Origin of the sequence: Pseudomonas veronii (assembly GCF_002028325.1) — a bacterium.
GTDB lineage: Bacteria > Pseudomonadota > Gammaproteobacteria > Pseudomonadales > Pseudomonadaceae > Aquipseudomonas > Aquipseudomonas veronii.
In genome coordinates, this window is record NZ_CP018420.1 from 3,867,290 (window position 1) to 3,890,440 (window position 23,151).

At 62.5% G+C, this 23,151-nt stretch carries 12 protein-coding genes; 2 read left to right on the forward strand and 10 right to left on the reverse strand.

Annotated elements, in window-relative coordinates; translation table 11 throughout:
• The first annotated feature begins 98 nt into the window (after window positions 1-98).
• Window positions 99-4,991, forward strand: a complete 4,893-nt coding sequence (locus PverR02_RS17525) for a DUF6543 domain-containing protein (protein WP_079444025.1) — start codon at window positions 99-101, stop codon at window positions 4,989-4,991.
• Window positions 4,992-5,040: 49 nt separating this feature from the next.
• On the opposite strand, the gene PverR02_RS17530 is transcribed toward PverR02_RS17525, so the two are convergent.
• Together PverR02_RS17530 and PverR02_RS17535 are read right to left on the reverse strand one after the other, a co-directional pair.
• Window positions 5,041-7,416 (reverse strand): efflux RND transporter permease subunit, encoded by a 2,376-nt coding sequence (locus tag PverR02_RS17530; protein ID WP_017846495.1) that lies wholly within the window; start codon window positions 7,414-7,416, stop codon window positions 5,041-5,043.
• 15 nt (window positions 7,417-7,431) lie between these two features.
• A complete protein-coding gene (locus PverR02_RS17535; protein ID WP_169865359.1) occupies window positions 7,432-8,472 on the reverse strand; it encodes a WD40/YVTN/BNR-like repeat-containing protein in 1,041 nt (346 codons plus the stop codon).
• 310 nt (window positions 8,473-8,782) lie between these two features.
• On the opposite strand from PverR02_RS17535, the gene PverR02_RS17540 reads away from it, so the two are divergent.
• Complete coding sequence (locus tag PverR02_RS17540; protein ID WP_079444026.1) at window positions 8,783-9,898, forward strand: Gfo/Idh/MocA family protein; 1,116 nt, start codon at window positions 8,783-8,785, stop codon at window positions 9,896-9,898.
• A gap of 2,351 nt (window positions 9,899-12,249) precedes the next feature.
• Here PverR02_RS17540 and PverR02_RS17545 read toward each other — a convergent pair.
• The 8 genes from PverR02_RS17545 to praA all read right to left on the reverse strand — a co-directional run bounded on the left by PverR02_RS17545 (window position 12,250) and on the right by praA (window position 23,121).
• Window positions 12,250-13,953, reverse strand: a complete 1,704-nt coding sequence (locus PverR02_RS17545; RefSeq protein WP_079444027.1) for an AMP-binding protein — start codon at window positions 13,951-13,953, stop codon at window positions 12,250-12,252.
• A 31-nt stretch (window positions 13,954-13,984) separates the two neighbouring features.
• A complete protein-coding gene (locus PverR02_RS17550) occupies window positions 13,985-15,283 on the reverse strand; it encodes an acetyl-CoA C-acetyltransferase (RefSeq protein WP_017846499.1) in 1,299 nt (432 codons plus the stop codon).
• Window positions 15,280-16,170: a MaoC/PaaZ C-terminal domain-containing protein gene (locus PverR02_RS17555; protein WP_079444028.1), complete on the reverse strand. Its 891-nt coding sequence runs from the start codon at window positions 16,168-16,170 to the stop codon at window positions 15,280-15,282. The genes PverR02_RS17550 and PverR02_RS17555 overlap by 4 nt, the downstream gene beginning before the upstream one ends.
• A 3-nt stretch (window positions 16,171-16,173) precedes the next feature.
• Entirely contained in the window at window positions 16,174-17,517 is a 1,344-nt protein-coding gene (locus PverR02_RS17560) for a 3-oxoacyl-ACP reductase (protein ID WP_079444029.1), read from the reverse strand.
• Between the two features lie 71 nt (window positions 17,518-17,588).
• A complete protein-coding gene (locus PverR02_RS17565) occupies window positions 17,589-20,114 on the reverse strand; it encodes an acyl-CoA dehydrogenase (RefSeq protein ID WP_079444030.1) in 2,526 nt (841 codons plus the stop codon).
• Window positions 20,115-20,394: 280 nt separating this feature from the next.
• On the reverse strand, window positions 20,395-21,852 hold the full coding sequence (locus PverR02_RS17570; protein WP_026139961.1) for an outer membrane protein transport protein: 1,458 nt from the start codon (window positions 21,850-21,852) through the stop codon (window positions 20,395-20,397).
• Window positions 21,853-21,971: 119 nt separating this feature from the next.
• The gene (praB, locus tag PverR02_RS17575; RefSeq protein WP_079444031.1) at window positions 21,972-22,493 is read right to left on the reverse strand and encodes an alkane oxidation protein activator PraB; all 522 of its coding nucleotides are present in this window, start codon (window positions 22,491-22,493) and stop codon (window positions 21,972-21,974) included.
• A gap of 133 nt (window positions 22,494-22,626) precedes the next feature.
• Window positions 22,627-23,121: an alkane oxidation protein activator PraA gene (gene praA / locus PverR02_RS17580; protein WP_017846505.1), complete on the reverse strand. Its 495-nt coding sequence runs from the start codon at window positions 23,119-23,121 to the stop codon at window positions 22,627-22,629.
• Window positions 23,122-23,151 lie beyond the last annotated feature (30 nt).

The following is a 23,151-nucleotide window of genomic DNA, read 5'->3' on the forward strand; positions in this document are numbered from 1 at the left end:
TGCCGCCAGGACCTAAAACCATAACCGGCTACCGCATCGGCGCCACACCGCGGATTACCGTGCAAGGGCACGTCTTTATTCAACGTAAAGGAATACCCATGCCAGACCGCAATCCCCCCCTCGCCGCCGACCCGCTGCGGGAAGCGCTTGAAGCCCAGTTTCTCAAGCGCCCGACACTGCGCTCAGTCACCGCGCAGATGCTGGCGCGCAACCTGGCGGAGAAATATCCGCCGTTGACACACCCCCTCGCCGACCTGCGACTGGCCGTACCCCGTGACGGTGGCGGGCGGGCGTTGCTGCCGTTGCTGGAGGTCGCGCTGAACCATCTCGCCGACGGCAGCTTTCCCGATGTGTCGACGCGCCACGGCCTGGATAGCTACTTGAGCGATGCCAGCGGCACGCGGCTCGGTTATCCGGCCAATGGCACCCACGCCTATGATCTTGACGTCATCGAAGCCGTCATTCGCGAACTGCCGTCGCTGCTGTTTATCGGCTTCCAAGACGCCATGGCCACCTATTGGGGCGAAGACAGCGACGCCGGCGGCAGCCGCTGGAAATGGCTGGCCGACGTGCTGCAAGGCACGCTGCTCGACGCCGCCGCACGCCACGCCCAACCGCTGGACATCCTCAATACCCTGGCGCGCTACCCAGACCGTGCCACCCGCGCACGCCGCCCGGCCCCCGACAACGCGATTCATGCCTATACGCTAGAGGCGCACCTGACGCGCGCAGGCAGCCTGCTCACGCTGCAAGCGAGCGACCTGCTGGTGGTGTGCCGCGAGCAGGTGTTGCTGTGCCGTCTATCCGGCGCAATCGAGACCTACCCTGACCTGGACGCCTTCGGCCAGGCCTGGGCCGACCGCCTGCAACAGTGCTTCAGCGTCGACAGCATCACCTGGCAGCAGTACGAACCCGACGGCAATATTTTCGAGGTCCAGGCCGCGCTGATCCTCAACCAGCAATTGGAGGACCTCGCCGCCCTGCAACTCCCGGCCAACAGCACGGTGCAGGCCTTGGAACAACAGTTTGCCGCCATCACCCAACCGGCGCGGTTTTTCGCCCGCGCCCGCGGTACGGCGCTGGTCACCCTGGCGTCCCTCCAGGCCGCCCTGCCCGACTGGCTGCAACGCGCCAGCGCCGCCGACCGCCTGGCTTACCGCGAATGCCTGCTTGAACAGGCCGGGATCAAGCGCCAGACCCTCGGCGATTCCGACTTCGATGGCCTGGAAAGCCTGCATAGCTATGCCGCCGAGCACTTGAACCATCAACTGTGCCTGGATCGCGCTGTCGCCCTGGGCGGCCAGCGTACCTGCAACGACGCGGCACGCGCTGCCGGCTACCGGGCCGACGAGTTGACCCTGACCTTTCATGTCGCGGTGGGCAGCCTTGCAGGTGGTTACCTCGCGCCGGTATCCATGAGCCTGGTGGACCTGGCGCTGAAGAACCTGTCGGGAAGCCCCAGAGGCCGCATGACGCTCAGCCATCGCAGCGGCCGGGCGCTCGAAGCGTGGTTGACGCCCGCCTACGTGCTGCAACTGGTCCAGCGTGTGGACATCGGCAACAACTATCCCGCCTACCTGCGCCGGGAACTGATGGGCGACACCGCCGCCGCGCGCAAACGCCAGCGGCTGTTCAACCAACAGCGGCCCCTGCACCTGAAAACCCAGGCGCTGGAGCACGCGCTCCGCGGCGAAGCCGGCCTGACCGCGCGCGGCGCGCGCTGTGTGCGGGCACTGCTCGCAACCAACCCGCTGGCACGCCGGGTCGATGGCGACGAAATTGTCATCCGCCCCCTGGCCTTTCTGCGCACGCCGGCAGCCACGGCGGACGTGGCGCAGAACATGTTCATCATCGAACCGCTCGACACCCGGCTGGGGCCGCACCTGCTGTACCGTCCGGCCTATCGCGACGCGCTGCTCGAGTTCAGCAGCCGCGAACACCTGCTGGCGGCCATTGTGCAACCCGGTGCGCTACAGGACAGCGTGCTGACCTGGCTGCCCGACCCGGCCAGGGCGATCTACAGCAACGGCGGGTTCAGCCAGCCGCACATCCTGCGCATCGGCATCGGTTCGGAGTTCGACCGGCTGCCCGAGGTGCCCAAACCCGCAGAATTGGCGCCGGCCGGCGATGCGAGCGGCGACGAAATCCTCCAAGCGCTCAACCACGGCAGCCTGATGGACTATCTGTTCGGCTGCGAAACCCGCCAGTTGCTGGACCAGGCCGAGCGCGAATCGACCTCGAATGCGCAAAGCCGCTGGGCGTTGATCCTCGAAGGCATGCAATTGGGCTTCAACACCTTGTTGATGGCCGTGCGCGGGCCCCTGGCGACGATCGGCTGGCTGATCCAGGCGACGCAAAGCCTGACCCAGGACCTGCCGGCGCTGGAGAGCCCTGACCCTACGGCGAAAGAGCTGGCGTGGGTCGACCTGCTGCTCAATATCGGCATGCTGCTGGTGCATCAAGGCCCCCTCAGCGCGCACAGTGCCAGCCCGCCGCTCGACGAACAGCCCATCACGCGCACGCCCTTCCGACGCCCGCCCGGCCTGGCGACCCGCCATGCAGCGGCGGTCGAACGCGGCGTCATCGGCCTGCCCAGCGAACCACCCGGCGGTGGCCGCACGCCGTTGGACTTCGACCATTCGTTGGCCGGCGACACCGCCGCGGCCGCGCTGCTGGAGAAACTGCGCGCCGTCAACGTGCCGTGGCCCGTGCCCGCTCCCGCGCCACTCGACACCGGGCCTCACCAAGGCTTGTACCGCATCAACGGCCTGTGGCATGCCTCGGTGGCCGGGCTGTTATTCAGGGTCAGCATCGTCCCGGGTTTTGCTGACGTGTTCATCGTTCATCCGCAAAAACCCGAACATCCCGGGATTTTGCTGAGAACCGATGGCAACGGCCATTGGTCGCTGGACCGCGGGCTCAAACTGCTGGGTGGCGGGCCCAAGCGCCTGGCCGCCTTGCGCGAAGAAAACCTGCGCAAGAAACAAGAAGTGCTCGCCCGGGTGCAAGTGCTCAGTGAAGACATGCAGCACCTGATGGCGCCATTCCAGGCAGCGAGCACGCAGATATCACCCGCCCTGGACGCCTTGGTCAAACAACGCAAAACCGCGCAGTTGGTGTGGAACCTGCTGCAAAAAGCCAGCGACCAGCAAAGGCCCGCCCTGGAAACACGGCATCAGCGCGAAACCCTCAAGCATCAGCAATTGCGCACCGAATTCCAGATTCTGCTGGAGAACCTGGAATTGCTGTTTGCCCAATCACTCGCCCCGCGCCTGGAGATGGTCAAGCTCGGCGTAGAACTGGAAAAAGTCGGCGGCGCCGGCGTGCATGTGCATGACCGCGCGAAAATCCTCAAGACGGTCTGGGACCAACAACTGTTTATCCACGAGATGCTCCTGGGCCGGTTGAATGCCATGCGTTTTTCCGGCGCGGGCGAACCCATGGCACGAATGGCGCGCCGCATGTTCGTGAATAACTTGCTCGGCGACTCGACGGTCTACGACGAATACGTGCGCAACGCCACCGAGTCAGCAAACATCCGCCAGCACATGGCCGAGGTTTCCGTTGCCATGGAAACCACCCTGGAACAGCTGGAAAACGATTCGCTGGCGGGGCGCACGATACGCCAGGAGTTGCTGGCACAGATCGAATACCCGCAGAACTTTTTCCCCGACAACCTGCGGCTCAATGCCCTCGACTACCTGGCCGTCAGCAGCGTGGAGATGACCGATGTACGCCTGCCACCGCAGGAAGAGCTGTACGTCAAACGCCTGGAGCAAACCGACCTGAGCGCGGCGCTGCTGTCTCACGTCGAAGTGCGCAGCAGCACCGAATACACCCTGGTCGAACAACGGCAGGTGTACGAGAGCGTGCTGAAAAAGTACCGCCGTTATGAAGAGGCGATCCGCGTACTCAAGGCGCTCAACCCGAGCCGCCTGCGCCAGCAGGCCGAACGTCTGCTGGCGGGCCTCGAATACGCCCAGGCGCTGGCGAACAGCGAGCTGGAATCGGTGGTGCGCAAGCAGGAAGCGTTGGAGGTGGTGCTGCCGCTGTCGAAAACCCTGCGCGCCAAGGCGCCGACAAAGCGCGTGTTCAAGACCCGCAAAAAAGAGTATTTGATCGGCGAACTCAAGCCGGCCGATGCGCAGAACGCCGAGGAGCACTTCACCCTCACCGATACGCTGACCGGTGAAGCCGTTGCCTCTTTCAACAAGCACGCGGACGGCTGGGCGACCACCGCCGAACCGCCTTCCCAAGCCCCCACGCAGCCCCCGCGAGGCCGCACGCTGGCGACCCTCAAAGGTTTGGCCCAGACGCTGATCGAACAGCGCCGCGACATTGAACGCGTCATTACCGCCGACCGGCAAAAGCTCGACTCGCCGCGCACACGCCAACAGGTCAACCCGGGCGACTGGGATGAGCTGCTCAGCGGGCACGCGGACAAGCTCACCGCGCTGGCCGAGGAAATCCAGCGCGACCACCTCGACAAACCCTCGGCCCAGGACCTGATCGATGAGTACCAGGCCCAGGCCCGCGATATGCTGCGGCTGGCGGAACGGGTGTGCAGCGAGGGCTACAAGCGTCAATGGCCGACCCAGGAGAGCCTCGAGTATCTGTGGCAACACCAGCAGATCGATATCAACCTGACCAGCCTGGCCGACCCGCAACGGCCGACCCTCAGTGGCGATTTCTTCACCGAATACGCGGTGTATGACAAAGCGAAAAAACCGCCGACGGTACTGTGGTATGCCCACTTCCATTACGCCAGCGCCGACGCCCCGCCCGCGCGCTATACCCGCGCCCATCTGAAACTGGCGGAGCAGCGCAAATACACGCAGAAGGATTTGCTCAAGCAACACGTCCAGAGCAGCTTGCGCAACCCCCAGGAGCCGGGCGCCGAGCCGATCAGGCGGATTGTCTACGTATTGATCACGCCGCCGGTGGATCAGTTGTTCCTGGCGATCGCGCCCACACCGCGCGCAAGCCGGTGAGCGCAGCGTGACGTTGCCGGTGGGGGCGCAACCGCCCCCACCGCCGCACTCAGTGGGCGAACAGCGAATTGCCTTTCTGCCCGGCCAACTTCTCCGGTTTGATCAGGAACCGCGCCAGCGCCGGCAGCAGCCACAGCGCACCGAACATGTTCCACAGCAGCATGAAGGTCAGCATCAGGCCCATGTCGGCCTGGAACTTGATCGCCGAGAAGATCCAGGTACACACGCCAATCGCCAGGCACAACCCGGTGAACAGCACCGCCTTGCCTGTGGACTTGAGCGTCTGGTAGTACGCCTCTTGCAACGGCAGGCCAGCGCGCAGGAAACTTTCCAGACGGCTGTAGATGTAAATGCCGTAGTCAACGCCGATGCCCACGCCAAGGGCCACCACCGGCAAGGTCGCGACCTTGACGCCGATGCCCATGAACGCCATCAGCGCGTTGCCCAGCACCGAGGTCAGCACCAGCGGCAGCACGATGCACAGGGTCGCCGCCCAGGAGCGGAAGGTGATCATGCACATGGTCGCCACGCACAGGTACACCAGGATCAGGATGGTCAGCTCCGACTCCTTGATCACCTCGTTGGTAGCGGCCTCGATCCCGGCGTTACCGGCGGCGAGGATGAACTCCAGGCCGTCCTTGTTGTTTTCCTTGGCGAAGTCCTGCACCGCATGCACGGCGCGGTCGAGGGTTTCGGCCTTGTGGTCGTTGAGGAACACCAGCACCGGCGCCAGGGAGCAGTTGTTGTTGTACAGGCCATCGGCGCGGGCGATGGAGTTGTTCAGCACATCCGGGTTGCGCGACAGGGTTTCCCATTTCAGGTTGCCCTCGTTCATGCCCTTGATCATCTGCTTGGACACGGTCACCAGCGAGATCGCCGACTGCACGCCCTCGGTGTTCTGCATCTTCCACATCAACTGGTCGATGGGCGCCATGGCTTCATAGCGCGAGCAGCCTTCGGCCTTGGTCTTGACCATCACCACCAGCACGTCGGAACTGGTGGAGTAGTTGCTGATGATGAAGTTGTTGTCTTTGTTGTAGCGCGAATCCGGGCGTAGCTCCGGCGCGCCCTGGTCCAAGTCGCCGATCTTGAGGTGCTGGCTGTACCAGAGGCCGCCGCTGAACGCGACCAGCGCCAGGGCGACGGAAATCGGCGCGACCTTCGGGTTGGCGAAATTCGACAGCAGGCGCCAGAACGGGTGTTCGCGATTCGCGTCTTTCTTGCTCCTGGCCACGGCGCGCTTGCTGATGCCCGCGTAGGAAATCGCCACCGGCAGCAGGATCAGGTTGGTAAACACGATCACCGCCACGCCGATGGACGCGCCGATGGCCAGTTCCCGGATCACCCCGATGTCGATGATCAGCAGGGTAATGAAACCCACCGCATCCGCCAGAATCGCGATCATCCCCGGCAGGAACAGTTGCCGGAAGGTACGCCGTGCGGCAGTCAGCGCATTGTCCGCGTCGCTCGATTGCAGGGCGATACCGTTGATCTTCTGCACGCCGTGGGAAATACCGATGGCGAAGATCAGGAACGGCACCAGCATCGAATACGGATCGAGCCCGAAGCCGAAGAAGTGCATCAAGCCAAGTTGCCAGACCACCGCCACCAGCGTCGTGCTCAACACCGCGACGGTGCTGCGCAGGCAGTTGGTGAACCACAGCAACAGCACCAGCGTGATGACGAAGGCAACGCCGAAGAACAACACGACCATCACCAGCCCGTCGATCAGGTCGCCGACCTTCTTGGCGAAACCGACGATGTGGATCTTGACGTTGGGGTTCTGCGCTTCGAACTTGGTGCGGATCTTGTCTTCCAGTTCATGGGAGAACTGCCGATAGTCCAGCGCCAGCAACTTGCCCTGGTCCTGCGGGTCCGGGTAGGACTCCAGCAGCGGGATGTCGACAATGCTCGACTTGAAGTCGTTGGACACCAGGCGCCCGACCTGGCCGGACTTGAGCACGTTGTTGCGCAGTTGATCGAGGCTTTGCGGCGAGCCGTTGTAGCTCTGCGGGATCACTTCCCCGCCGGCAAAGCCTTCCTCGGTGACTTCGGTCCAGCGCACGCTGGGGCTCCACAGCGACTTGAGGCCCGAGCGGTCGACGCCAGAGATGTAGAACACCTCGTCGTTGATCTGCCGCAGGGTCTCCATGTAGTCCTTGGTGAAGATGTCACCGTCCTTGGCCTCCACCGAGATACGCACCGTGTTGCCCAGGTTGGCCAGGTCGTTGCGGTGTTCCATCATCTTTTCGATGAAGGGGTGCTTGAGCGGGATCATCTTTTCAAAGCTGGTGGAGGGGCGAATCAACGTCGCCTGCCAGAACAGGAAAATACTCACCAGCAGGCAGATGACGATCACTGCCGGGCGGTTGTTGAAGATCAGGCGCTCAAGAAAGGTCGCTTTATCGTTGTGATGACTGCTCATTCTTTCCCCGCCTTCTTATTGTTTTGTGGGTTCGGCGCCGGTTGGCGTAGCAACACGAACACCCCCCTGCCCGACCAGAATCAAGTTGCCATTGCCCGCCGCCGTCACCGCCGAGAGTGAAATACGGTCCGGGCGATTGAATACGCTGAAGGTCTGGCCGTCGTCATGGCTGACCACCACGCTGCCGCCGTTACCGACCACCACCAGCGCGCCGTCATCGAGCAAGGTCGCCCCGGACAAGCCGAACTCCAGGGCGCCGCGCGCCGCATTCAGTTCGACCTGCTCCCAGGTGCTGCCGAAATCCGTGGAGCGGTACAGGTTGCCACGCAAGCCGTAGGCCAACAGGGTGTGCGGCTGGGCGGTGCCGATCACGCCGAACAGTGAACCCTCGTAGGGGCCTTCGAGTTTTTCCCAGGTCTGGCCGTCGTCGCTGGAGCGGAACATGCTGCCCTGCTCACCGACGATAAACAGGCCGGCGTCCTTGATCTGGGCGATGGCGTTGAGGTGGAACTGGTCTTCGTTGTCGAGGCGTTCGCTGACGTCTTCCCAGGTTTTGCCACCGTCGGTGGTTTCGATCAGCGCCCCGTAGGCGCCGACGGCCAGGCCGTGGTTGGCGTCGTTGAACCAGACGTCGAGCAACGGCGCTTCGCGCTTGAGGTCCTGGTATTGCTGGGCCCAGGTGGCGCCGCCGTCGACGCTGGCGAGGATCTGCGCATCGTGGCCGACGGCCCAGCCGTGTTTGTCATCGACAAAAAACACCGCCGTGAGCAGTTGGCGGGTGGGGACTTTGGCTTGGGTCCAGGTGCTGCCCTGGTCATCGGAATAGAGGATGTGCCCGCGATCACCGACCGCCACCAGGCGCGAGCCCGCGTGGACCACGTCGATCATCAGGCCCTTGGCGGCCTTGGGGGATTCAATTGCAAACACCGGCTGTGCGGCGGTATCGCTGGCTGCCAACAGCGGTGGCGACAACGCGGCACCGGCCAGCAACGAGAGCGCTGTGGCCAGCAACGCAACCCTGCGTGCGGCGCGTGGGCGGCAAACAACCCAACCCATGACAGGCTCACTCATAGACCTTTCTCCCATTTATTATTGTTAGGTCGTCTTACCTTCCCGGGCTCTGAAACCTGCAATCTAGAGCGCCTGGAGGAAGTAGGGGCCATCCTATCGGGCTTTCGAATCGTCTGACAATCGGCGCTACGTTATCTTTTGTTAACTGGCGGCTTTTAACCCTGCGCTGAATATAACCACATCAACTGCAATGATATCGCCGCAGAAATGAATTATTTTTTCCACATATTGAATTATGAGAATTTATATTCCATTAATAGCCTCCCTGAAAACAATAATCCAAAGGACCACGGCTATGCGCAAACTCGGAATCGGCCTGATCGGCACAGGCTTCATGGGCCGCGCCCATGCCCTGGCGTTCAATAACGCCCGCACGGTATTCGAGCTGCCGGTCAGCCTCAAGCTGGCCGCCCTGGCCGATGCCGACACCGAACGCGCCCAGCGCTGCGCCGAGGCCTGGGGATTTGCCCAGGCCCATGGCGACTGGCAAGCGCTGGTCAACGACCCCACGGTCGATGTGGTGGCGATCACCACACCGAACCATTTGCACTACCCCATGGCCATGGCCGCGCTCGCGGCGGGCAAGGCGGTGTACTGCGAAAAACCGCTGGCGGTCAGCCTGGCGCAGGCCGACGCCATGCGCCACGCCGCGAGTGCGGCGGGCGTGGTGACGCGGGTCGGCTACAACTACCAGCACAACCCGATGATCGGGTGGGCAAAGCAGATCATCGCCAACGGCGAATTGGGCGAAATCATCAGTTTCCAGGGTGAGTTCAGCGAAGACTTCATGGCCGACCCGGCGTCACCCTGGTCATGGCGCTGTGACGTGGAACATGCCGGTGGCGCCCTGGCAGACCTGGGCAGCCACTTGCTGTCGATGGCACGCTATCTGGTGGGCGATGTGGTCAGCGTGTGCGCCGATACGCAGACCGTGCATGCACAGCGCCCCGCCGTCAAAGGCGGCGACACACTCAAGTCGATTGCCGTGGACGATCAGGTACACGCCCTGCTGCGTTTCGCCAACGGCGCGCGCGGCACGGTGAGCAGCAGTTGGCTCAAGCACGGTTACAAGAACCACCTGGCGTTTGAGATCAGCGGGACGCAAGGCACGTTGGCCTTCGATCAGGAGCGCTTGAACGAACTGCGCCTGTGCCGCAAGGGCCAGGACGGCTTCCAACGCCTGCTGGCCGGCCCCGCCCTGCCCGGCTACGCGGCGTTCAGCCCGGCCGCCGGCCATCAGTTGGGCTACAACGAATTGAAGACGCTGGAAGTGCACGAGTTGATTCTGGCAGTGACCGGCCAGGGCGCGGAGGGCAGCGACTTCGAGGCGGCGTGGGCGGTCGAGCGGCTGGCGACGGCGATTCGCGTGGCGGCTCGCGAACAACGCTGGGTCAATGTGAACTCGGTCTGAAATGTGGGAGGGGGCTTGCCCCCGATGGCGGTGGATCAGTCGATAGGCTCGGTGACTTCAACTCCGCTATCGGGGGCAAGCCCCCTCCCACATTTAGATCACCTAGAGATTCAAGTTAACGCAGCGCGCGGCGCAGCACCTTGCCCACCGTGGTCTTGGGCACCTCGGCGGTTTCCTTGGGCGGCGTGGGCGGTCGAGCGGCTGGCGACGGCGATTCGGGTGGCGGCTCGCGAACAACGCTGGGTCAATGTGAACTCGGTCTGAAATGTGGGAAGGGGCTTGCCCCCGATGGCGGTGGATCAGTCGATAGGCTCGGTGACTTCAACTCCGCTATCGGGGGCAAGCCCCCTCCCACATTTAGATCACCTAGAGATTCAAGTTAACGCAGCGCGCGGCGCAGTACCTTGCCCATCGTGGTCTTGGGCAGTTCGGCGGTTTCCTTGGGCGGCGTGGGCGCTCAAGCGGCTGGCGACGGCGATTCGCGTGGCGGCTCGCGAACAACGCTGGGTCAATGTGAACTCGGTCTGAAATGTGGGAGGGGGCTTGCCCCCGATGGCGGTGGATCAGTCGATAGGCTCGGTGACTTCAACTCCGCTATCGGGGGCAAGCCCCCTCCCACATTTAGATCACCTAGAGATTCAAGTTAACGCAGCGCGCGGCGCAGCACCTTGCCCACCGTGGTCTTGGGCAGCTCGGCGGTTTCCTTGGGCCGCGTGGGCGGTCGAGCGGCTGGCGACGGCGATTCGGGTGGCGGCTCGCGAACAACGCTGGGTCAATGTGAACTCGGTCTGAAATGTGGGAGGGGGCTTGCCCCCGATGGCGGTGGATCAGTCGATAGGCTCGGTGACTTCAACTCCGCTATCGGGGGCAAGCCCCCTCCCACATTTAGATCACCTAGAGATTCAAGTTAACGCAGCGCGCGGCGCAGTACCTTGCCCACCGTGGTCTTGGGCCGCTCGGCGGTTTCCTTGGGCCGCGTGGGCGGTCGAGCGGCTGGCGACGGCGATTCGCGTGGCGGCTCGCGAACAACGCTGGGTCAATGTGAACTCGGTCTGAAATGTGGGAGGGGGCTTGCCCCCGATGGCGGTGGATCAGTCGATAGGCTCGGTGACTTCAACTCCGCTATCGGGGGCAAGCCCCCTCCCACATTTAGATCACCTAGAGATTCAAGTTAGCGCAGCGCGCGGCGCAGCACCTTGCCCACTGTGGTCTTGGGCAGCTCGGCGGTTTCCTTGGGCCGCGTGGGCGGTCGAGCGGCTGGCGACGGCGATTCGGGTGGCGGCTCGAGAACAACGCTGGGTCAATGTGAACTCGCTCTGAAATGTGGGAGGGGGCTTGCCCCCGATGGCGGTGGATCAGTCGATAGGCTCGGTGACTTCAACTCCGTTATCGGGGGCAAGCCCCCTCCCACTTTTAGATCACCTAGAGATTCAAGTTAGCGCAGCGCGCGGCGCAGCACCTTGCCCACTGTGGTCTTGGGCAGCTCGGCGGTTTCCTTGGGCCGCGTGGGCGGTCGAGCGGCTGGCGACGGCGATTCGCGTGGCGGCTCAAGAACAGCGCTGGGTCAATGTGAACTCGGTCTGAAATGTGGGAGGGGGCTTGCCCCCGATGGCGGTGGATCAGTCGATAGGCTCGGTGACTTCAACTCCGCTATCGGGGGCAAGCCCCCTCCCACATTTAGATCATCTAGAGATTCAAGTTAACGCAGCGCGCGGCGCAGCACCTTGCCCACCGTGGTCTTGGGCACCTCGGCGGTTTCCTTGGGCGGCGTGGGCGGTCGAGCGGCTGGCGACGGCGATTCGCGTGGCGGCTCGAGAACAACGCTGGGTCAATGTGAACTCGCTCTGAAATGTGGGAGGGGGCTTGCCCCCGATGGCGGTGGATCAGTCGATAGGCTCGGTGACTTCAACTCCGCTATCGGGGGCAAGCCCCCTCCCACATTTAGATCACCTAGAGATTCAAGTTAACGCAGCGCGCGGCGCAGCACCTTGCCCACTGTGGTCTTGGGCAGCTCGGCGGTTTCCTTGGGCGGCGTGGGCGCTCAAGCGGCTGGCGACGGCGATTCGGGTGGCGGCTCGCGAACAGCGCTGGGTCAATGTGAACTCGGTCTGAAATGTGGGAGGGGGCTTGCCCCCGATGGCGGTGGATCAGTCGATAGGCTCGGTGACTTCAACTCCGCTATCGGGGGCAAGCCCCCGATGGCGGTGGATCAGTCGATAGGCTCGGTGACTTCAACTCCGCTATCGGGGGCAAGCCCCCGATGGCGGTGGATCAGTCGATAGGCTCGGTGACTTCAACTCCGCTATCGGGGGCAAGCCCCCTCCCACTTTTAGATCACCTAGAGATTCAAGTTAGCGCAGCGCGCGGCGCAGCACCTTGCCCACTGTGGTCTTGGGCAGCTCGGTGCTGCGAAACTCCACGTACCTGGGCACTTTGTACCCCGTCAGGTATTCCCGGCAATGGGCCAGGATCTGTTCCTGGGTCAGGTTCGGGTCTTTGCGCACCACGATGATCTTCACCCTCTCGCCGGTCACGCCATCTTCCACACCGATTGCCGCCACTTCAGCAACGCCGGGGTGCAGCGCCACCACGTCTTCGATTTCATTGGGGTACACGTTGAAGCCCGAGACCAGGATCAGGTCCTTCTTGCGGTCGACCAGGCGGATATAACCGCGCGTATCCATCACCCCGATATCGCCGGTCGACAGCCAACCCTCGGCATCCAGCACCTCGGCGGTTTCCTTGGGCCGCTTCCAGTAGCCCTGCATCACCTGCGGGCCGCGCACTTGCAATTCGCCCTGCTCGCCGAGGTCGGCCAATTCGCCGTCTTCGCGCATGAAACGCACCCAGGTCGACGGCAAGGGCACGCCGATGCTGCCGGTGAATTCCATCTCGCGCATGCGGGAAATGTCGATGGGGCTGATGCTCACCACCGGCGAACATTCGGTCAGCCCGTAGCCTTCGATGATCGGCAGCCCGGTGACTTCCTTCCAGCGCTTGGCCACCGCCGTGTGCGTGGCCATGCCACCGGCAATCACCATGCGCAGGTCGGAAAAGTCCCGCGCACAGAACTCCTGGTTCTCCAGCAAGCCGTTAAACAACGTGTTGACCCCGGCAATCCCGTTGAAGCGCTCCTTGCGCAGGATCATCTGCACGCGCTTCACGTCCCGTGGGTTGGCGATCAGGATGTTGCGCCCGCCCAGGCACATGAACATCAGGCAGTTCACCGTCAGCGAAAAGATGTGATACAGCGGCAACAAGGTGACGTTGGTTTCCTGCTTGTCCTGGTCCAATTGGTTGCCGACCCAGGCCTTGGCTTGCAGCAGGTTGGCGATGATGTTGCGATGGCTGAGCATCACGCCCTTGGCGTCACCCGTGGTGCCGCCGGTGTATTGCAGGAAGGCCAGGTCGTCGAGGTGCATGTCCACCGGGAAATGGGTATGCGCCCTTCCTTGCTTGAGCGCCTGATTGAAGCGTACCGAACCGCGCAGGTTGAACCTCGGCACCTGTTTCTGCACGCGGCGCAGGATGAAGTTCATCGCCGCGCCCTTGAAGGTGCCGAGCAAGTCGCCGATGGCCGCCACCACCACGCGCTTGACGCTGCTGCCGGGCATGGCTTTTTCCAGGGTGTGGGCGAAGTTCTCGAAGATCACCACCGTCTCCGCGCCGCTGTCCTTGAGCAAATGCTTGAGTTCATGGGCGGTGTACAGCGGGTTGACGTTGACCACCACCGCACCGGCCAGGATCGTTCCCAGCAGGCAGATCGGGTACTGCAAGCAGTTGGGCATCATCAGCGCCACGCGGTCGCCGGTCTTCACACCCTGGCCTTGCAACCAGGCGGCAAACGCGATGCCCTGCATGTGCCAGTCGGCATAGGTCATTTCGGTGCCGATGCTGACGTAGGCCACCCGTTCGCGGAATTTTTCCAGGTGCTCCAGGAACACCTCGCGCAGCGACGGGTAGTCCTCGATACCGGCATCGATGTCCGCCGGGACGCCAGGCAGGTAGGCGTTCAACCAGATGCGTTCGGTGTGTTCCAGGCTGATAGCGTTCATGGCAATTTCCTTGTTGTTGTTTTGGATAGCGCTACTTTTCGACGATGGCGGTAATGCCCAGCCCGCCCGCCGCGCAGATCGAAATCAGGCCGCGCCCGCCGCCACGCTCGTGGATCGCCTTGGCCAACGCCGCCAATTGCCGGCCCCCGGTGGCGGCGAAGGGATGCCCGCAGCCCAGGGAGCCGCCGTTGACGTTCATCTTAGCGCGGTCGATGGTGCCCAGCGGTGCGTCCAGCCCCAGCCGTTCGCGACAGTAGTCGGCGTCTTCCCAGGCCTTGAGCGTGCAGAGCACCTGGGCGGCGAACGCTTCGTGGATCTCGAAGAAATCGAAGTCGGCAAAGCCCAGGCCCTCACGCTTGAGCATGCGCGGCACGGCATAGGCCGGCGCCATCAGCAGGCCTTCGCTGCCGTCGACAAAGTTCACCGCCGCGGTCTCGCCGGTGCGCAGGTAGGCCAACACCGGCCAGCCGTGTTCGGCGGCCCACGCTTCACTGGCCAACAGCACCACGGAGGCGCCGTCGGTCAGCGGTGTGGAGTTGCCCGCCGTGAGCGTGCCGTTCTGGCGGTCGTAGGCCGGGGACAGGCTGGCGAGCTTCTCCAGGCTGGTGTCGGCGCGCAGGTTGTTGTCCCGCGCCAGGCCGCGATAGGGGCTGATCAGGTCGTCGAAGAAACCGCGTTGATAGGCGGCATCCAGGCGCTGGTGGCTGCTGAGGGTCAATTCATCCTGGGCCAGCCGCTTGATCTGCCAGCGCTTGGCCATTTCTTCGCAGTGCTCGCCCATCGACAGACCGGTGCGCGGTTCGCCATTGCGCGGCAGCAGCGGCTTGAAGAACATCGACGGACGCACCTTCAGCAGCGCCTTCACCTTGTCGCCCATGGCCTTGGCGCGATTGGCCGCAAGCAAGGTGTGGCGCAGCGCTTCATTGAGGCCGATGGGCGCGTCGGACGTGGTGTCGGCGCCACCGGCGATGCCCACGTCGATCTGGCCGAGGGCGATCTTGTTCGCCACCAGCAAGGCCGCTTCCAGGCCCGTGCCGCAGGCTTGTTGCAAGTCGTAGGCCGGGGTTTGCGCAGACAGCGTGGTCGATAACAGCGACTCACGCGCCAGGTTGAAATCCCGCGAGTGCTTGATCACCGCGCCCGCGGCGAACTCGCCCAGGCGCTGGCCATGCAGGTTGTAGCGGTCGACCAGGCCTTGCAGCGCGGCCACCAGCAAATCCTGGTTACTGTCGTGGGCGTACACCGTGTTGGAGCGGGCAAACGGAATGCGGTTGCCGCCGATGATCGCCACGCGGCGGGTCGGGGCCGGGTTGAAGCTGTAGTCATTCATTTAAGACGCTCGTTCCAGATAAAAAGCCCGCGCATGTGCGGTTTGTCACCGGCGAAATTGCGCACTTCGAACTCACGCCGCGGGCCGCTCACGGGGCGGCGCCACAGCGCGACCTGGCCGGGCAGGAAGATCGGCAGCTTGAAGTCGCAGTGCGCTTGCGCCTGATCCAGGCCGCCCGGCGGTTGCTCGGCGGCCAATGCGCGGCCCAATGTCCACATGCCGTGGGCGATGGCGCGGCGAAAGCCAAAGAGTTTTGCGCCGATCAGCGAGGTATGAATCGGGTTGAAATCCCCCGAGACCTTGGCAAACCGCCGGCCCAGGTCAGCGGGCAGCACCCAGCGCTGGGTGCGCAACAGGCCTTCTTCCTGCAAGGGCAGCACGTCCGCCCATGGCTCACCCACCGGGTTTTTCACGTCGCGCCGCAGGTACAGGCTGTCGCTTTCCCACAGCAGCGTGTCCGCACCGTAGGCCCGGGTGGCGATGCTCAGCGCCTGGCCCTTGGGGTGCGCCACCCAACGCTCGCAATACACCTCCAGGCGCAGGGCCTGGCCTGCGTGCAAGCGCTGGTGCTGACGAATGCGATTGGCCAGGTGGACCATGCCGCTGGCCGGGTACGGGAAACTCGGCCGGGTCAGCAGCATCAGGTGCAACGGGAACGCCAGCACCTGCGGGTAGGACAGCGGCATGCCCTGCTCATGCCGGAAACCACAGGCGCGGCCATACGCGGCGATGCCGGTGGCCGACAATTCCACCGCCGAACGCACCAGGCGCGCCTTGGGCAACTCAGGCGCGCCGTCGAGCTTGGGTTTGCGCAAGGCGCGCAGGCCGTCCAGCAACAACTGGGGCTGCGACGGCGGCGGGTCGATGATCTGCGTCATGTAGTCCATGGCTCAAGCTCCCAGCAGGCTTTGGCCGCACACGCGCACGACTTGGCCGTTGACGCCGCCGGACGCCGGGTGGGCCAGCCAGGCGATGGTCTCGGCCACGTCGATCGGCTGGCCGCCCTGGGACAGCGAATTCATGCGCCGCCCGGCTTCGCGGATCAGCAGCGGGATCTTCGCGGTCATCTGGGTTTCGATGAACCCCGGCGCCACCGCGTTCACCGTGACCTGCTGCGCCGCCGCCAGCGGTGCCAGACCGTGGACCAGGCCGATCACCCCGGCTTTGGAAGTGGCGTAGTTGCTTTGCCCGAGGTTGCCGGCGATGCCGGAAATCGACGACACACAGACGATACGCCCGCCCGGGTTCAGGCCCTGGCATTCCAGCAGCGCATGGCTCAGTTGCAGCGGCGCTTGCAGGTTGACCGCCAGCACACTGCGCCACGCCGCTTCGGTCATCTTGGTGATGGTCTTGTCGCGGGTGATCCCGGCGTTATGCACCACCACGTCGAAGGCGCCGGATTGGCTGACATGGGCCTGCAACAGCGAGGCCGCATCTGCTGCGGTAATGTCCAGTGGCAACGCCGAGCCACCGACGCTGGCGGCGGCATGTTGCAGCGCGTCCTCGGCTTGGGGCACATCCACGCACACCACATGGGCGCCGTCGCGGGCCAATACCTGGGCAATCGCCAAGCCGATGCCACGGGAGGCACCGGTAACCAGCGCGCGGCGGCCGGCGAAGGGGGTGTCCCAGTTGACCGTGACAGGGCCGTCCAGCGGTTTTTCCAGGCGCACCACTTGCCCCGACACATAGGCCGAACGACGCGACAGAAAGAAGCGCAGGCTGCTCTCCAGGGCGTCTTCGGCCCCCGGTGCGACGTAGATCAATTGCACGGTGATCGCCCGGCGCAGTTCCTTGGCCAGCGAACGCACCAACCCTTCGAGGGCGCGCTGGGCGATGGCCTGGGGCAAATCCCGACAGTCTTCGGGAGCAGTGCCGAGCACCACCACGCGGCCATGCTGGGCGAGGCGCTTGGCGTTGGCGTGGAAAAATACGTAGAGCTCATCGAGCTGCTGCAGGTCGACGACGCCAGTGGCATCGAACACCGCGCCCTGCACCTTGACCGTAGACGGCGCCTTGAGGGTCGCTGCAGTGGCGGCGACCGTGTCGGTGGCGCTGAAAATCTGTTGCACTTGCACAGCCAGGCGCCCTGCCCCGGCGACGATCACCGGGTTGGCCAGGCCTTGCTGGCCACGGCGATGACGTTGCAGCAGCAACGGTTGCGGCAGGCCGATGGCCTGGGCCAGGCGTCGGCCCCAGGGAGAATTGACGAACGATAGGTAGCTGTCACTCATATAAACATCCACTCACGATACGGTATCGGTATGAACGCCCGAGCCATGTAGGCGCGTTCATTCAGTGCCACTCAATTGACCGAAGCATTCTCGCCCTGGCTGGTACGACGCTGGGTAGATGGTTGCAACACGTGCTTACGCTGCTGCAACGCCTCGAGCAGACCGAAGTCCTGCGGGAAGTCGTCGACCTGGATACCGTGGTCGGCATATTCCACATAGCGCGCGAGCAAGGCGTCTTCATCGCTGCTGATCAAGTCCAGCGCCCGCGCCTTGACGCGCCAGGCGGCAAAGGCCGTGGCGGCGATCGGCATCGGTTCGAGCAAGCCCTGTTTGATCGCAGGCTTGAGCCGTGCTTCGATCAGCTCCACCTGCGGCAACAGGCGGAAAGCCAATTCGCCGTAGGCCAGCTTGTCGATTTCCGGACGTGGGATATAGGAATTGGCCAGCAAGCGCTCACGGGTTTCGCCGGAGGTCTGCACCACATCCGCCACCTGGGCCAACAGCCGGTCCGAGGGTTTACGCAGGGGAATACCGAACGGAAAACTCAAGCCGCGCACCACCGCCGCAGCGGCTTTCGACGGATAGTTATCGAGTGTTTCGGCGAGGGCTTCATGGGCGCGCAGCAACGCATCCTGGGCCGACCAATGCACCAGCGGCAAATCCGCCTGGGGCCGGCCGTCATCTTCAAAGCGCTTGAGCACGCAGGACAAGATGTACAACTGCGAAAGAATATCGCCCAGGCGCCCGGTGATACTTTCCTTGCGCTTGAGCGCACCGCCGAGCACACCCATCGAAACGTCCGAGATCAAAGCCAACACCACCGACAGTCGATTGGCCTGACGGTAGTAGGACGCCAACGCCGGCTCGGTCTTGGCGGGTGCGGAAATCAGGCGCCCGCCAGTGAGCGAATGCACTGCGGCGCGCACCGTATTGGCCAGCACAAAGCTCACATGGCCGAACATTGCGCTGTCAAACGCTTCAAGCGCCTTGCGCCGATCGGGGTTGCGCGCCGCTTCCATCTCGCGCAACACATAGGGATGGCAACGGATCAGGCCCTGGCCAAAGATGATCAGGCAGCGGGTCATGATGTTCGCGCCTTCTACCGTGATCGCAATCGGGCTTTGTTGATAAGCACGGGCCAGGAAGTTGTTGGGGCCCATGCAGATGCCCTTGCCGGCGACGATGTCCATGCCGTCGTTGACGATCACCCGCGCGCGCTCGGTGACGTGGTATTTGGCGATGGCGGAGATCACCGAAGGTTTCTCGCCGGCATCCAGCGATGCCACCGACACCTTGCGCACCGCGTCGCAGGCATACAAATGCCCGGCCATGCGCGCCAACGGGGCTTGCACGCCTTCGAACTTGCCGATGGGCAGGCCGAACTGTTTGCGCATCGCCGCATAGGCGCTGGTGCCGCGTACTGCGACCTTGCCCAGGCCGACGTTGGCCGACGGCAAGGAAATCGCCCGACCGGCCGCCAGGCATTCCATCAGCATGCGCCAGCCGTTGCCGACCTGTTCGCGGCCGCCGATGACCCACTCCAGGGGAATGAACACATCCTTGCCGGTGGTAGGACCGTTCTGAAACACCGCGTTGAGCGGCCAGTGCCGACGACCGCTGTTCACGCCCGGATGGGAGGTTGGGATCAACGCGCAAGTGATGCCCAGCGAACCCGGCTGGCCGAGCAGACCGTCCGGGTCTTGCGCACGAAACGCCAGGCCAAGCACTGTGGCAATCGGGCCAAGGGTGATGTAGCGCTTGTCCCAGGTCACGTTGAAACCCAGCACTTCCTCGCCTTCGTGCAGGCCTTTGCAGACGATGCCCAGGTCCGGAATCGCCCCGGCGTCGGAACCGGCATACGGGCTGGTCAGCGCGAAACACGGGATGTCTTCGCCACGCGCCAGGCGCGGCAGGTAGTAATTACGCTGGGCATCGGTGCCGTAATGCAGCAGCAATTCCGCCGGGCCCAGGGAGTTGGGCACCATCACCGAAATCGCCGCCGCCGAGCAGCGTGTCGACAGCTTCATCACCACTTGCGAATGCGCGTAGTGGGAGAAGCCTTTGCCGCCGTACTGCTTGGGAATGATCATGCCAAGGAAACCGGCGTCCTTGGTGTACTGCCAGCCCTCGGGGGACATGTCTTGCCAGACCTGGGTGGTTTCCCAGTCGTTGGCGATGTCGCACAGGGTTTCGACTTCGTTGTCGAGGAAGGCTTGTTCCTCGGCACTCAGGCTGGCCGGCGCGGCTTGCAGCAGGCGCTGCCAGTCGGGTCGGCCGCTGAACAGTTCGGCATCCCACCACACAGTGCCAGACTCGATGGCCGCGCGCTCGGTGTCGGACATTGCCGGCATAACTGTACGAAACAGGCTCAGAGCCTTGCTGGTCAACAGGCTGCGGCGCAGCGGTTTGATTGTCATCAGCAACGCCGGCAACACCACCAGCAGCGCCACGACGGTGGTGCCGAAAACGGCGACCACGTTGAACAGGTAGCCGGCCGCCAGCCAGGCCAGGCCAGCGCCCAGCCAGTGGACAGCGGCGGCTTGTCGATACGCCAGGGCAATCGCGGCTGCGAAACCCACCAATAACCAGATCACCATGGGGATACCTCTACTCGATTCAGGGCGTAGCAAACGCTGGCGCAGATCGATATGAACTGCGGCGTAGGGCAACACTACAAATTTGGAAAGCCAGATTCAAATTATGTTTTGAAATTTTTATTTAACTCCTGGGCAAAAAAATACTGGGCTGAGCACGTCAGCCTGGGTCACGAATACGAAAATCGGAATAGGTCACATGGCGACCCGTAAATGAGGGCAAACAGCAGGAAGAAGGCATTCAGATGCGCTTAGTGCCTTCCTCCATAGCCCTCGATATCTGTTAAAACTTGTAGGTGGCCGATACGCTGACCACATCGCCTGACGACTCAGCCTTGCCGTCCAGGCTGGCGCCACCCAAGCGGTCAACGTTTTTGGTTTTCAGCTTCACTTCCTGCACGAACTGATGGGAATACGCCAAGTCAAGACTCAAGCCCTTTACAGCCTTTACCTCGTAACCCGCACCGAACGACAAGAACGTACGATCACCATCCGGGATACGGGGGTCACGGGTCGAGTTGCGGGTTGGTGTCTGGTCAAGGGCCACACCGGCACGCAGCGTCAGTTCATCGGTGGCACGGAAGTCGCCGCCGAGGGAGTACATCCAGGAGTCCTTGTAGTTGTAGGGGATTGAGACGATGGTGATATCGCCGGACTTGAGCGTGAGGTCCTTGAACGACGACCACTGCGTCCAGTTCACACTTGCGCCCAAGGTGAATCGGTCATTGAACTGATGCACCCAGTCAAAGCCCGCAGTCGCGGGAATATCCAGTTGGGTACTGGCATGTGCGCCATCCGGGTACAACGCCAGCCCAGGATAAGCCGACCCAACCAGCGTGCCAGTGCCAGTGAACGGGTTCGGTTGAGTCATCAGGGCATAGCTGTACGAGTCTGAACGAATGTTGTACTTGCCCGTCATCTTGTTCTTGATCTTGGCGTGATAGTTCAGGCCCAAGGTGTCTTGGTCAGTGGGTTTCCAGGTAATACCGGTAAACCAGCCGGTGGAGATATTGTCGACCTTGACCCGTATCAGCGCGCCTCCGACACCTGCCGGCAAGTCAATACTGCCCAGTAATGGGTCCTGGGAGTTGGCAGCCGCCGCCAACAAATCGATGTTCTGACTCACAAACCCTTTACTGTGTTGAACAATAAGCCCACCGCCGATGGCGAACTGATCATTGACTTTGAACGAAAGCGAACCGGTCAATCCCACGGTTTCGATCTTGGTGTCTACAGCAAAATCGCGAAGTTTGGAGTCTTCGTCCCAAGTTGAGCGCATCCCTTGTGGCACCACTTGGCTCAAGCCAAAAGCGAATCGGTCCCCCAGGGGCATCACCATGAACCCGGTCGGCAACCAGGCAGTGAAACCACCCTCGCCACCATCATTGTTGTTGACCGTTGGCGATGAAAGGTCAGGGAAACCATCCGCACCTATTGGACTGTTCGAGACAGGGTTACCCAGATAATCATTAGCCGCGCCCTTATATTTGATTTTGATGCGCGCGTAGTCGACCGTCATTTGTGCGACGTTCTGGTCCACAAACGCCATCGCGGCGGGGTTGTTGTACGCCGAACTGGGGTCATTTTTGAACAACGAACCACCCCCGAACGCTCTCCCCCAGCCGGGAGCACCATAAGTTGGAGTTGAAAAGCCACCGGCCTGAACAGAGCCGGCCACGATCAAGCTGCTCAGAAGAGCAAACCCAGCGGTCACCCGCACCTGTTGTTTCTTATTATTCATGCTCCAATCCTTATTATTATCTGCCGCTCTACGCGTTGCCTTTGCGTCACCGCCCGGTAGGTGCCCGGTAAAAGGCACCCACTTTCTACGGGTGATCAGCCCTTTATGGAGTTACTGCATCAAGGAACAATGGTCAGACTTGGCGCCGTCACAGTCAGAGACTGCACAACGCAGTTCGGACTAGTGCCGGATGTGTGGCCAGTCAACGTCTGGTTGTTTGCGGTCAATGCGTGAGTACTGTTGTTCCAAGTCACGTTGATAGTGTCAGGGCCGCAATCAGTTAGCGGAATCAGTGGCTTGGTGATGGTGTAGCCAACGTTGGTTACTGTGCCGCCCGAAAGACTAGTGGCAGTCAATACCCAGCCAGGGGTGGGGATATTCTTCAGTACCGGCAAATCGCAAAGCCCCCCACCGGTGAGCTTCGCGTCGTTGATGGTCGCCACGCCAGATGTAACGTTCCCTTTAAAGGTAATACCGCAAGTCACTGCAGCACCAAATGAAGATGGCGACTTCACTACAATAGTACCGCTGGAGGTACTGAAAGCTCCATCTGGGCTAATGCTGACAGCATTAGCCATCGAGGCCGCACCCATGCACACGGCCAAAGCAGACAACGACACGAGAGTTTTCAAACTTTTCATTATTTTTCCTCACATGTTATGGCGAGTCATTCGCCAGGGGTAATGGCCATGAACGAGAGGTCACGGAGAAACTGCAGAACTTCCCTTTCCAGCCAAATTTCAATTCAATTACCACTGCAACTATCGGATATATCTATTCGACAACTTTGAAGTTGGCCGGCATCTTGATCGACACCGTCTTGATCTTGCAGTCTTCGCCAATCGGCACATTGACGGCTTCCAACTTGCCGGTGGCGTTATCCCAGGTGCCGTCGGCCGTGGAAGGGCCGCACTTGCCGCCCAGGCCGAAGGCGTGGACGTCCACGCTGATCTTCGACATCGAGCCGCTTTGGGTGTCTTTGGCCACCAAGATCCACGGCAGGTTGATCGCTTCGACCCGGCTGCACTTGAGGCCGCCGTCGAATTCGACCTTGTCGACATTGACGGACGAACCGTCGGCGGCAACCTTGCCCGCCACCTTGATGGTGCAGTCGGCACTGATCAGCTTGCCTTTGGAAAAACTGATGGGCCCTTGGGCAGTAAACGCACTACCGGCAGGTTCAATGCGGGCAGCCTGGGCTTGCTGATAGACAATCAGACCCAATGCCGCCAATAAGATATGGGCGGTGAACTTGGCAGGTGTTTGCATGGTGAACGTCCTTCCCTTGCTTTTATTTTT

Excerpts from the sequence above, each read along its gene's own strand:
- PverR02_RS17525 (WP_079444025.1), top strand. The coding sequence starts at position 99 with ATGCCAGACCGCAATCCCCCCCTCGCCGCCGACCCGCTGCGGGAAGCG.
- PverR02_RS17530 (WP_017846495.1), bottom strand. The coding sequence starts at position 7,416 with ATGAGCAGTCATCACAACGATAAAGCGACCTTTCTTGAGCGCCTGATC.
- PverR02_RS17535 (WP_169865359.1), bottom strand. The coding sequence starts at position 8,472 with ATGGGTTGGGTTGTTTGCCGCCCACGCGCCGCACGCAGGGTTGCGTTG.
- PverR02_RS17540 (WP_079444026.1), top strand. The coding sequence starts at position 8,783 with ATGCGCAAACTCGGAATCGGCCTGATCGGCACAGGCTTCATGGGCCGC.
- PverR02_RS17545 (WP_079444027.1), bottom strand. The coding sequence starts at position 13,953 with ATGAACGCTATCAGCCTGGAACACACCGAACGCATCTGGTTGAACGCC.
- PverR02_RS17550 (WP_017846499.1), bottom strand. The coding sequence starts at position 15,283 with ATGAATGACTACAGCTTCAACCCGGCCCCGACCCGCCGCGTGGCGATC.
- PverR02_RS17555 (WP_079444028.1), bottom strand. The coding sequence starts at position 16,170 with ATGGACTACATGACGCAGATCATCGACCCGCCGCCGTCGCAGCCCCAG.
- PverR02_RS17560 (WP_079444029.1), bottom strand. The coding sequence starts at position 17,517 with ATGAGTGACAGCTACCTATCGTTCGTCAATTCTCCCTGGGGCCGACGC.
- PverR02_RS17565 (WP_079444030.1), bottom strand. The coding sequence starts at position 20,114 with ATGGTGATCTGGTTATTGGTGGGTTTCGCAGCCGCGATTGCCCTGGCG.
- PverR02_RS17570 (WP_026139961.1), bottom strand. The coding sequence starts at position 21,852 with ATGAATAATAAGAAACAACAGGTGCGGGTGACCGCTGGGTTTGCTCTT.
- praB (WP_079444031.1), bottom strand. The coding sequence starts at position 22,493 with ATGAAAAGTTTGAAAACTCTCGTGTCGTTGTCTGCTTTGGCCGTGTGC.
- praA (WP_017846505.1), bottom strand. The coding sequence starts at position 23,121 with ATGCAAACACCTGCCAAGTTCACCGCCCATATCTTATTGGCGGCATTG.